The 10,304-nt window shown below is 37.6% G+C and carries 12 protein-coding genes; 5 read left to right on the top strand and 7 right to left on the bottom strand.

The genetic code is table 11. The annotated features are described in order from the left end of the window. Positions 1-290 precede the first annotated feature (290 nt). The 3 genes from AC22ZQ_RS09005 to AC22ZQ_RS08995 all read left to right on the top strand — a co-directional run bounded on the left by AC22ZQ_RS09005 (position 291) and on the right by AC22ZQ_RS08995 (position 2,650). Positions 291-566 carry a co-chaperone GroES gene (locus AC22ZQ_RS09005; protein WP_318958452.1) on the top strand — a complete coding sequence of 92 codons (276 nt, stop codon included), beginning with the start codon at positions 291-293 and terminating at the stop codon, positions 564-566. Positions 567-582: 16 nt separating this feature from the next. Beyond that, positions 583-2,223: a chaperonin GroEL gene (groL, locus tag AC22ZQ_RS09000; protein WP_318958451.1), complete on the top strand. Its 1,641-nt coding sequence runs from the start codon at positions 583-585 to the stop codon at positions 2,221-2,223. Between the two features lie 160 nt (positions 2,224-2,383). After that, complete coding sequence (locus tag AC22ZQ_RS08995) at positions 2,384-2,650, top strand: helix-turn-helix domain-containing protein (protein ID WP_318958450.1); 267 nt, start codon at positions 2,384-2,386, stop codon at positions 2,648-2,650. A gap of 59 nt (positions 2,651-2,709) precedes the next feature. Here AC22ZQ_RS08995 and AC22ZQ_RS08990 read toward each other — a convergent pair whose 3' ends face one another. Further along, complete coding sequence (locus tag AC22ZQ_RS08990; RefSeq protein ID WP_318958449.1) at positions 2,710-3,525, bottom strand: OmpA family protein; 816 nt, start codon at positions 3,523-3,525, stop codon at positions 2,710-2,712. Between the two features lie 118 nt (positions 3,526-3,643). Here AC22ZQ_RS08990 and AC22ZQ_RS08985 point away from each other — a divergent pair, with 118 nt between their 5' ends. Continuing rightward, complete coding sequence (locus AC22ZQ_RS08985) at positions 3,644-4,273, top strand: 4'-phosphopantetheinyl transferase family protein (protein ID WP_318958448.1); 630 nt, start codon at positions 3,644-3,646, stop codon at positions 4,271-4,273. Next, positions 4,263-4,991, top strand: a complete 729-nt coding sequence (locus tag AC22ZQ_RS08980; RefSeq protein WP_318958447.1) for a phosphoglycerol geranylgeranyltransferase — start codon at positions 4,263-4,265, stop codon at positions 4,989-4,991. The genes AC22ZQ_RS08985 and AC22ZQ_RS08980 overlap by 11 nt, the downstream gene beginning before the upstream one ends. Positions 4,992-5,061: 70 nt before the next feature. On the opposite strand, the gene uvrC is transcribed toward AC22ZQ_RS08980, so the two are convergent. The 6 genes from uvrC to AC22ZQ_RS08950 all read right to left on the bottom strand — a co-directional run. Then, entirely contained in the window at positions 5,062-6,858 is a 1,797-nt protein-coding gene (uvrC, locus tag AC22ZQ_RS08975; RefSeq protein ID WP_318958446.1) for an excinuclease ABC subunit UvrC, read from the bottom strand. Positions 6,859-6,917: 59 nt separating this feature from the next. After that, positions 6,918-7,328: a peroxiredoxin family protein gene (locus AC22ZQ_RS08970; protein WP_318958445.1), complete on the bottom strand. Its 411-nt coding sequence runs from the start codon at positions 7,326-7,328 to the stop codon at positions 6,918-6,920. Beyond that, positions 7,325-8,620 carry a cryptochrome/photolyase family protein gene (locus AC22ZQ_RS08965; RefSeq protein WP_318958444.1) on the bottom strand — a complete coding sequence of 432 codons (1,296 nt, stop codon included), beginning with the start codon at positions 8,618-8,620 and terminating at the stop codon, positions 7,325-7,327. The genes AC22ZQ_RS08970 and AC22ZQ_RS08965 overlap by 4 nt, the downstream gene beginning before the upstream one ends. A gap of 68 nt (positions 8,621-8,688) precedes the next feature. After that, a complete protein-coding gene (locus tag AC22ZQ_RS08960; RefSeq protein WP_318958443.1) occupies positions 8,689-9,099 on the bottom strand; it encodes a 6-pyruvoyl trahydropterin synthase family protein in 411 nt (136 codons plus the stop codon). Between the two features lie 17 nt (positions 9,100-9,116). Further along, positions 9,117-9,641, bottom strand: coding sequence for an isopentenyl-diphosphate Delta-isomerase (idi, locus tag AC22ZQ_RS08955; RefSeq protein WP_318958442.1), 525 nt, complete (start codon positions 9,639-9,641; stop codon positions 9,117-9,119). 3 nt (positions 9,642-9,644) lie between these two features. Then, positions 9,645-10,304, bottom strand: a 660-nt coding sequence (locus AC22ZQ_RS08950) for a phytoene/squalene synthase family protein (protein ID WP_318958441.1), incomplete at its 5' end; no start/stop codon positions are given.

The following is a 10,304-nucleotide window of genomic DNA, read 5'->3' as shown; positions in this document are numbered from 1 at the left end:
TATCGGAGTTTTATCTATTGTAATGACAATGATTTACAAAGGACAAGACGCACCAGTTCAACAAGAAGAAGCAACACAAACAGAACAGCCAGTTCAAGCTCCAGCAGGAGAACAAGGAGGAGCTCAATAATAAGCGTGGCATTTCGTCATTCTTATTTGGCTTAAACAATATTTTAAAATGTCAGTATGTCACGCATACTGACATTTTTTTTGCTTTCAACTGTCAAATATGCTTTGGCATATTTTTCGACAAGGAGCACCATATAAATTTTACATAAACACAAATAGATATGTCATTAATGAAACCATTAGCAGACCGCGTTCTTATAGAGCCAGCGCCTGCAGAAGAAAAGACAGCAAGTGGAATTATTATTCCAGATACAGCGAAAGAGAAACCATTAAGAGGAACTATCGTTGCTGCCGGAAATGGTAAACCAGACGAGCCTATGACGGTAAAAGTTGGCGATAGCGTAATCTATGGTCAGTACTCAGGAACTGAGATCAAATTAGAAGGTAAGACTTACCTTATCATGAGAGAAGCAGACATTTACGGAATCATCGGTTAATTAAAAAATTAAGACAATGGCAAAAGATATTTACTTCGACGTAGAAGCAAGAGAAAAATTAAAAAAAGGTGTTGATGCATTAGCAAATGCAGTGAAAGTAACCTTAGGACCAAAAGGAAGAAACGTTGTAATAGACAAAAAATTTGGAGCTCCACACGTAACTAAAGATGGTGTTACTGTAGCCAAAGAAGTTGAGTTGAAAGACGCAACTGAAAACATGGGAGCACAAATGGTAAAAGAAGTTGCTTCTAAAACTGCAGACATTGCAGGAGACGGAACAACTACTGCAACTGTATTGGCACAAGCTATCATTACTGCAGGATTGAAAAACGTTGCAGCAGGAGCAAACCCAATGGACTTGAAAAGAGGTATCGATAAAGCAGTTACGGCTATCGTTGCTAAATTGAAAGAATTATCTCAAGAGGTTGGTTCTGATAACGATAAAATCAAACAAATTGCTTCTATCTCTGCAAACAATGACGAGATGATTGGATCATTGATTGCTGAAGCAATGAAAGTTGTTGGAAACGATGGTGTGATTACTGTTGAAGAAGCGAAAGGAACAGAAACTGAAGTAAGAACGGTAGAAGGTATGCAGTTCGACAGAGGTTACTTATCTCCATACTTCGTAACAAATACAGAGAAAATGATCGCTGATTTGGAGAATCCATACATCCTTATCTACGACAAGAAAATCTCTAACATGAAGGATTTACTTCCTGTACTTGAGCCAGTTGCTCAATCTGGAAAACCTTTATTAATTATTGCTGAAGATGTTGATGGTGAAGCCTTAACTACTTTGGTAGTAAACAGAATTAGAGGATCACTGAAAATTGCTGCAGTTAAAGCTCCAGGATTTGGTGATAGAAGAAAAGCAATGTTAGAAGACATCGCAATCTTAACAGGTGGACAAGTAATCTCTGAAGAAAGAGGATTTACTTTAGAGAACGCAACAGTTGATATGTTGGGTACTGCTGAAAAAGTTGAGATCGACAAAGACAACACTACAGTTGTTAACGGAGCTGGACAAAAAGAAGCAATCACTGCACGTGTAGAGCAAATCAAAGTGCAAATGGAAGCTTCAACTTCTGACTACGATAAAGAGAAATTACAAGAGCGTTTGGCTAAATTAGCTGGAGGAGTTGCTGTTCTTTACGTAGGTGCTGCTACTGAAGTAGAGATGAAGGAGAAGAAAGATAGAGTTGATGACGCATTAGCTGCAACAAGAGCCGCTGTTCAAGAAGGAATCATCCCAGGTGGTGGTGTTGCTTTGATTCGTGCAGTAGACGCTATCGAAAACTTAGAAGGAGTTAATGACGACGAGACTACAGGTATCGCTATCGTAAGAAGAGCAATTGAAGAGCCTTTACGTCAAATTATTGCTAACGCAGGTGGTGAAGGAGCTGTTATCGTTCAACGTGTGAAAGAAGGTAAAGATGACTTTGGTTACAACGCAAGAACTGAAGTATTCGAAAACCTTTACGCTGCTGGAGTTATTGATCCAACTAAAGTAACGCGTATCGCTATCGAAAACGCTGCTTCTATCGCTTCTATGTTGTTGACTACAGAATGTGTAATTGTAGATGAACCACAAGAAGAAGGTGCACCAGCAGGAATGCCAGGAGGTATGCCAGGTGGAATGCCAGGAATGATGTAATTTATATCCGCTTCGGCGGATTTCTCTGTCCTAATTTCCTGTTTTTACAGATAGTTAGGCTGGCAATATATATGGAGAGTCTCTTTTTAAGGGACTCTCTTTTTTTTGGAAGACCAAATGATATTGACTGAATTTGTCAAGAACTAATAAGTCAATAAAAATGAATATCCTTAAAACACAACGTAACCATTTAAAGTTGAAAGTTAAGGACTTGGCACAAGTTAGTGGAATAGATCAAGCCTTAATCAGCAAATTTGAAAATGGTAAACTCCTTCCAACAAAGCTTCAAATAATTACCCTATCAAAACACTTACAACTTCCAGTAGAAGATGTTTTAACGTGGTGGATGAAAGAGAAAATCTTTGCTCAAATAGACGATTATCAAAAAGCACCTCAAAGTGAGGTGCTTTTTACACTCTACATATGAAACGTTCTTATGCTCTAACTATCACGTGTCAATTGCTGCTAAAATTGTAGAGTAGCTAATTATTTTATCAATATTTCTACTCGTCTATCTGCGAGGTTATTTATTCCTGTTTGGTATTTACTTTTCAACCCTACATAACTCAGTCTATCTTCTTCTATTCCTCTTTGCACGAGATAATCATAAACTGCCTTTGCTCTATCTTCAGACAAGGTCTTTCTACCTGTAACTAAATTCACCCCTTCTCCTCCATCTTTCATACAACAAACATGTCCTTGTATTTCAATTTTTACTTCTGGATTATTCCTTAGTTCACGCAACAGCTCATTCAAAATTGGGTAAGCAGAATTTAAAAACTCATCCTTCCCTCCTACAAACTGTATTGCTTCTAATCTTATTTTATCCCCTTTCACAACATTTGTTAACGCAACGCTTTTCTTTTCAACTATAGGCTCTGCTTTATCTAATCCTTCTCGTTTTTGCTTCAGGTTATAACTTACCCTCAAGGTAGCCACCCTATTGTTTTTTCTTTGTTCAATAAATGATAGTGTTGAATCTTTTAATGCTATTTCTCCCAAAGCTTGGGTCTCAATTTTATGACCTTCTAGCATTAGGTTATTTACGAGATAAGACTTTACAAAATCTGCTCTCTTTTGAGATAAAACCATATTGCTTTTTACGCTTCCCACATCATCACAACTTGCAGTAATTTTTATCTGTTGCACAAGTACTGTATCCAATAATTGCGCTACCTTCTTGAATTCTAAGCTTGAAAACGTAGCTCTATTTGATTCAAAATAAAAAGAGAATGTTTGGGTTTCTTGTCCAAAGGTAATTCCTGAGAACAGTAGTAAGCACACACAGATTATTGACTTCATTTATTTAGGTTTTTAAGCGTAACGCAGCAAACGTGAATTGTTACAACCAATAAATCAAATTATAGATATTCACACAGCTCTCTACCTTCAAACACCAAAGATTTCTTATCTTTTCCCCGTGTTTACCTTCGAAAAAATAGCTATCAATGATGTGGAAGTTCATTTAATGTTCTATAAAGATTTTCCAATTGATGAACATTTACACAATTTACTTCCCAAAGAACTAGATAAACTCGCTACTTTCTCGCATCCTAACCGAAGAAGAGAGTACGTGGCTACCCGAGTTTTGAGAACTACCAAATTTGGGAACGATGAAATTCTGTACAATTCCATTGGAGCACCTTATATAGAAGGAGAAGGTTATATTTCCATTTCTCATTCTACCAATGTGGTTGGACTTGCTTTTTGTAAACACCACGCTGTAGGATTGGATTTAGAACCCATCAGAGAAAAGGTCCACCGCGTAAAACACAAGTTTTTAAGTGAGAAAGAAAAAGCTTCCTTAGATCTAGACTCCACGGAAGAAATGATCAAAGTTTGGAGTGCAAAAGAAGCCCTTTATAAATTGGCTGGACGAAAAGAAATCATATTCGCCAAGCAATTGTTGCTGCATAAAATTGATGATGAAAACTGGATAGGGAACATTATCAATCCCTTTTTAACCCGACGCGTTGAAATGAAAATTTTAACCCATAAGGATTTTGTAATCTCTGTAAACGCTGAAGCTTATTTCGATTATGACAACTAGGCTACTCAATCAAATCAAAGCCAGAACTGGGCAGATTGCTGTACTGATAGATCCAGAGAAGAGTCAGGACGTTGAATACTTACGAGATTTGATTAAAAAGGCAGAATTTGCTGGGATAGACTACTTTTTTGTGGGTGGAAGTACGGCGAATAAAACGCAATTAGATTTTGTGGTTAGAACCTTGAAAGCACTTACCTTAATTCCTGTGGTATTGTTTCCCGGTAATTATCATCAAGTTTCAGAAGATGCTGATGCAATGCTCTATTTAAGTCTCTTATCCGGCAGAAACCCAGAATATTTGATTGGACAACACATACAAAATGCTGCAGATATCAAGGCTATGAATTTGGAAGTGATTCCTACTGCTTATTTATTGATTGATGGTGGAAAACAAAGCGCGGTGGCTTATGTGAGTCAAACTACTCCCCTACCGCAAGATCAAATCTCTTTGATAACCAATACGGCGATTGCCGGAGAATTACAGGGCAAACAACTCATTTATTTAGATGCCGGCTCTGGTGCCACAGAAAGTGTTGATCCGAAAATTGTAAAGGCCTTGCAAGGAAAAACCACCTTACCCCTCGTAGTAGGCGGTGGTTTACGATCCATTGAACAGCTGGAAAACTTAATATCTGTCAATGTATTAGTTATCGGTAATAAGCTCGAAGAAGACTTGGATTTCTTATTGGATATAAGGAATTTGAAGGCAAAGAATTAACTCCACCAAGGATGGAAGGGGTAGCGCTTCAACAAATTTGAGACTGTTGCGAACAACCTGGTCTAGGGGACTAATGAAAATACTCCCAAATCAACTTGGCCTTAGAAAAACCAACGATGCTTTCTATTTCTTCTTTTTTGGCTTTTTTAATGTTAGAAATGGTCTTGAACGCCTTCATCAAATCTTCTTGGGTTTTGGGACCAATACCATTGATCTGCGTGATTTCGGAAACCAAAGCAGCTTTACTTCTTCTGTTTCTGTGATGGGTAATACCAAAGCGGTGGGCTTCGTTACGCATGTGTTGTATCACCTTTAAACTTTCAGATTTTTTATCGAGGTACAAAGGCAAACTATCTCCTGGGAAGAAAATTTCTTCCAAACGCTTGGCAATACCAACGATGGCAATCTTTCCACGTAAGTCTAATTGCTCCAAGGCTTCCAATGCAGCGCCTAATTGACCTTTACCTCCATCAATCACGATGAGCTGAGGCAAGGGCTCGTTTTCATCTAATAAGCGCTTATAACGTCTGTAAACGGCCTCTGTCATAGAAGCATAATCATCTGGACCTACAACGGTTTTTATATTAAAATGACGGTAATCCTTTTTACTGGGTTTGGCATTTTTAAACACCACACAAGCAGAAACAGGATTGGTTCCTTGAATATTAGAGTTATCGAAACATTCCATGTGCACTGGTAATTCTTGCAAACGGAAATCTTTTTGAATCGTTTCTAAAATTCTGTTGGCGTGCTTCTCTGGATTTTTGATTTTCTCTTGCTTGTATTTATCCATTTGGAAGAAACGCGCATTCTTTAAAGACAGATCTATCAAATACTTTTTATCTCCGCGTTGTGGTGCAAAGAACTTAAATTCATCAAACTCTAAATTCAAATCTTCTTCTACCAAAACTTCCTTAGAAATACTCTTGAAACGCTCGCGCATTTCCAAAAGCACATAAGCCAAAATCTCTTCTTTGGTTTCGGCCATGTTCTTTTTTACCTCTACGGTAAATCCATTGATAATGGCTCCGTTGGCAATCATCAAGTAATTTACAAAAGCACTTTTCTCGTCTTGCAACATGGTAATTACATCAACCTTGTCGATGACTGGAGAAACCACCGTTGATTTAGCTTTGTACTTTTCTAAAGATTCAATTTTCAGCTTGTAATTCTGAGCTTCTTCAAAGGCATATTGTTCTGCAGCAAGTGCCATCTTCTCTTTCAAATCCTTGATCAAAGAAGAAATATTCCCTTTTACAATGTGTTTGATTTGCTTAATATACTCATCGTAATTCTTCTGAGAATCTTTACCTACACATGGCCCTAAACAATTCCCAATGTGGTATTCTAAACACACTTTGTACTTCTTCTCCTCTATTTTGTTCTGATGTAAATCGAGGTTACAGGTACGTATAGGGTACAATTCTCGAATCAGCTCCAAGAGCGTGTTCATTACCTTTACCGAGGGGTATGGACCGAAATATTGGGAACCATCTTTTACGATGCGACGCGTACTAAAGACTCGAGGAAAGGGTTCATTTTTAATACAAATCCACGGGTAGGTTTTATCATCTTTTAATTGAATGTTGTACTTGGGTTGATACTTCTTTATCAAGTTATTTTCCAAGAGCAAGGCATCCAATTCTGTGTCTACTACAATATACTTTATATCACGAATATTGCGCACAAGTATTCTTGTCTTCGCCGTATCATGATTTTTGGTAAAATAGGAAGTTACTCTACGCTTAAGGTTCTTGGCCTTCCCAACATAAATGATTTTTCCTTTATCATTAAAATATTGGTAAATCCCCGGTTTTTCGGGTAGGGTTTTGAGCTTAAACTTTATTTCTTCCTTGTAGTTTTCCACGTCAACAAAAATAAAGAATTACACATAAGAAAATGGATACACAGGAAGAAAGACAGGGATTATGCCCCGAAAAGTTCACGAATGTCAAAAGCATTATTTTTCCAACTGCGTTGTAAACTCCCATCCCTATCTAACAAGAATATTTGATCAGGCTTACTATTCAACAAGCTCTTTTTAGCTCCCAATGCCTTTGTTAGTTCCTTTTTCTCATCTGAAATAAAAGTGAAGGGCCATTCTTTTGCACGTTGAAGTTCTAAATTTTCTTTGGGAGACAAATAGTTCAGTACATACACTTCAATATTTGCATCTACCAGTGTATCAAAATTCTCCAGCAAGATTTCTTCAACTTCCTCCTCCTTACTTTGAACTAGGAATAATAACTTGCTTTCACCGATTAAAGAAAGCGTATGAATAATGGTTTCTTGGTGGGTTTTCAGTCTAAGATTGGGTAACTTTTCTCCTATTTTCATGATTTGTTTAAAGCAAATTTATAGGCATCCAATGCCCTTTGTCGCGCCATTTTATGTTCTACCACAGGCGAAGGATATTTGGAAGTGCCGTATTCTGGAATCCACTTTCTAACGTATCGTTCATCCTTATCGAACTTCTGGAGCTGACTTTCGGGGTTAAAAATACGAAAATAGGGTTGTGCATCAACACCAGAACTCGCGGCCCATTGCCACCCCCCAACATTGCTGGCTAAGTCAAAATCTAACAATTTCTCCGCAAAATAGGCCTCTCCCCAGCGCCAATCAATTAAAAGGTGTTTGGTTAAAAAACTCGCCACTACCATACGAACACGGTTATGCATAAAGCCCGTTTTATTGAGTTCTCTCATCCCGGCGTCTACCATAGGGTAACCTGTTTTTCCTTTGCACCACAATTCAAACTCTTCTTTATTGTTGCGCCATTGCACTTTATCGTATTCAGGTTTAAACGCTTTATTTACGGATGTTGGAAAGTGAAACAAAATCATTTGGTAAAAATCCCTCCAAATCAATTCATTCCAATATTTCTCATTGTGTTGTTGCGCAAAACGGGAGAGCTCGCGTATAGAGATTGTACCAAAACGCAAGTGAATACTTAATCGACTCGTCCCTTTAATGGCCGGTATATCTCTGTTATCGTGATAAGATTTTACTATACTTTTAGGAAATTCACGTGAAGGAAATTCTTGCGTTTGTTCATTCTCAAAACCCATCTTCTCTAGGCTAATAATAGGATTGGGTTTAACTTGATTCAGGGCACTTAGGTACTTTCTTGTGGGATAAGATGAGGAATAAAATTCATTGAGCTTCTCTTTCCATTTTCTCATGTAAGGGGTGTAAACTTTGTAGGGCGTACCATCGTCTTTCAATACTTCATCTTTCTCAAATATCACGTGATCTTTGGCACCGACAAACTCCACACCTTCCTCCTTGAAAAGCTCATGTAACTGAGCATCTCTTTCCCTTGCATAAGGTTCGTAATCTCTATTGGTAAAAACGGCTTGCAGCTTTTGTTCTTTTATCAATTTCTGATAGACGTCTTGCGGTGTCCCATAAAAAACCCACAAATCTCCACCATACTTTTGATACTCTGCCTTTAATCTGAGTAACTCTTGATGAATAAAAACAACACGTTGATCATCCTTTGGCAATTCGTCCAAAATATTGGTATCAAAAATAAAAATGGGCTGTACCTCATCACTCGATTTGAGTGCTTTGTACAACCCAGCATTATCATCTATACGTAAATCTCTTCTGTGCCAAAATATATTCATCTCTCTGTACTTTCTCGTGTCGCTTGATTAACACCCGTTTCAAAGAAAAGTTCGGCTTTAGAAATATTTTATTCTTCTCCGTATTCTACCCAGTTCTTTTGCGTTTCATACAACCTTAAATACAATCCCAATTTAGGGTCAATTTTTTCGCGCAATAAACGGTAACAAACCATTACTATATTCTCCGCAGTAGGGTTTAAATTTTTGAATTCCTCCGTATCTAAGTTCAAGTTTTTATGATCAAAGCGTTCACACACTTCTCCTCTAATAATTTCTTTTAAAACTTTCAAATCCATCAGGTATCCCGTTTCAGGATCTGGCTCGCCACTTACATAGGTTTCGAGTACGTAATTGTGCCCGTGATAGTTGGGAGAATTACATTTTCCAAATACTTCCAAATTGGTTTGTTCATCCCACTTTGGATTGTTTAATCTATGTGCGGCGTTAAACGTTTCTCTTCTACAGATTTTCAATCTCATATATTCATCTAACAGGTCTATAATCCTGCCATTATTTTTTCCAAATGTTCATCCATGATGATGCGAAACCATGGTGTATAATCGTCAGGATGCAAAGCTATATCTTTTCGTAGATCTTGGACGTTTATGTACTTCCAATCTTCTACCTCTTCCGGATTCGGAAGTGGAGCTGCATTGTATCTTCCTGTAAGTAAGAAATCGAGTTCGTGTTCGGTTAAACCATTGGCAAAGGGTGCTTTGTATATAAACGAATGATGCTCCTTAAGTTCTGGTAAACTAAATCCCATCTCCTCTTGTAAACGTCTTTTTCCGGCTTCTACTATCGTTTCATCTTTTCTAGGATGAGAACAACAGGCATTGGTCCACAAACCACCGCAATGATACTTATCACTGGCGCGTTTATGAATTAAAACCTCTCTTTTATCGTTGAAAATCATTACCGAGAAAGCACGATGAAGGAGCCCTTTTTCGTGCACCTCCATTTTCTCCATTTCACCTAAAAAATTATTCTCCTCGTCAACTAAAATAATCTGTTCGCTCATCTATTACACTAAGTTAAGACTATGTCTGAGATAAGAAGATATAAAAAGCCCGTATTTTCTGTTGTTAGGAATACGAATACGTTGATTTAAGATCACCTTAGCCGGTGTTTCTTTGATTTTTTTGAACAATTTATAGTAGTATATATAGGCCATATAGGTTCCAAACCTCGCATTCTTAGGTAATTGCATAATTCCGTTATAACCCAACTCAAAGTCTATGGCAATATCTGCCTCGATTTGCTTCTTGATTACATCGTTGAATTCTTTTAAATCTACCCCTGGGAAATAAGTTCTCCCTAACTCGTGGTAATCTGCTTTTAAATCTCTTAAGAAATTGATTTTTTGGAAAGCGGATCCCAACTTCATGGCTGGAGATTTTAAGCGTTCATACTCCGCTTCATCACCACGCACGAATACCTTTAAACACATCAATCCTACTACCTCTGCGGAACCTAGAATGTATTGCTCATACTTTTCTTGGCTGTAAAATTCTTTGGTCAAATCCATTTCCATAGAATGTAAAAAGGTGTCTATGATCTCTTTGGATATGTTGTATTGGCGTACTGTAGATTGAAAGGAGTTTAAAATTGGATTTAAAGAAATCCCCCTATCAATGGCTTTATGTGTTTCTTCTTTGAACTCTTCTAACAAGAGTTTTTTATC

Source organism: Lishizhenia sp. (assembly GCF_057456495.1).
Note: the sequence above shows the minus strand (reverse complement) of the source record. Positions and strands in the feature narration are given on the sequence as shown.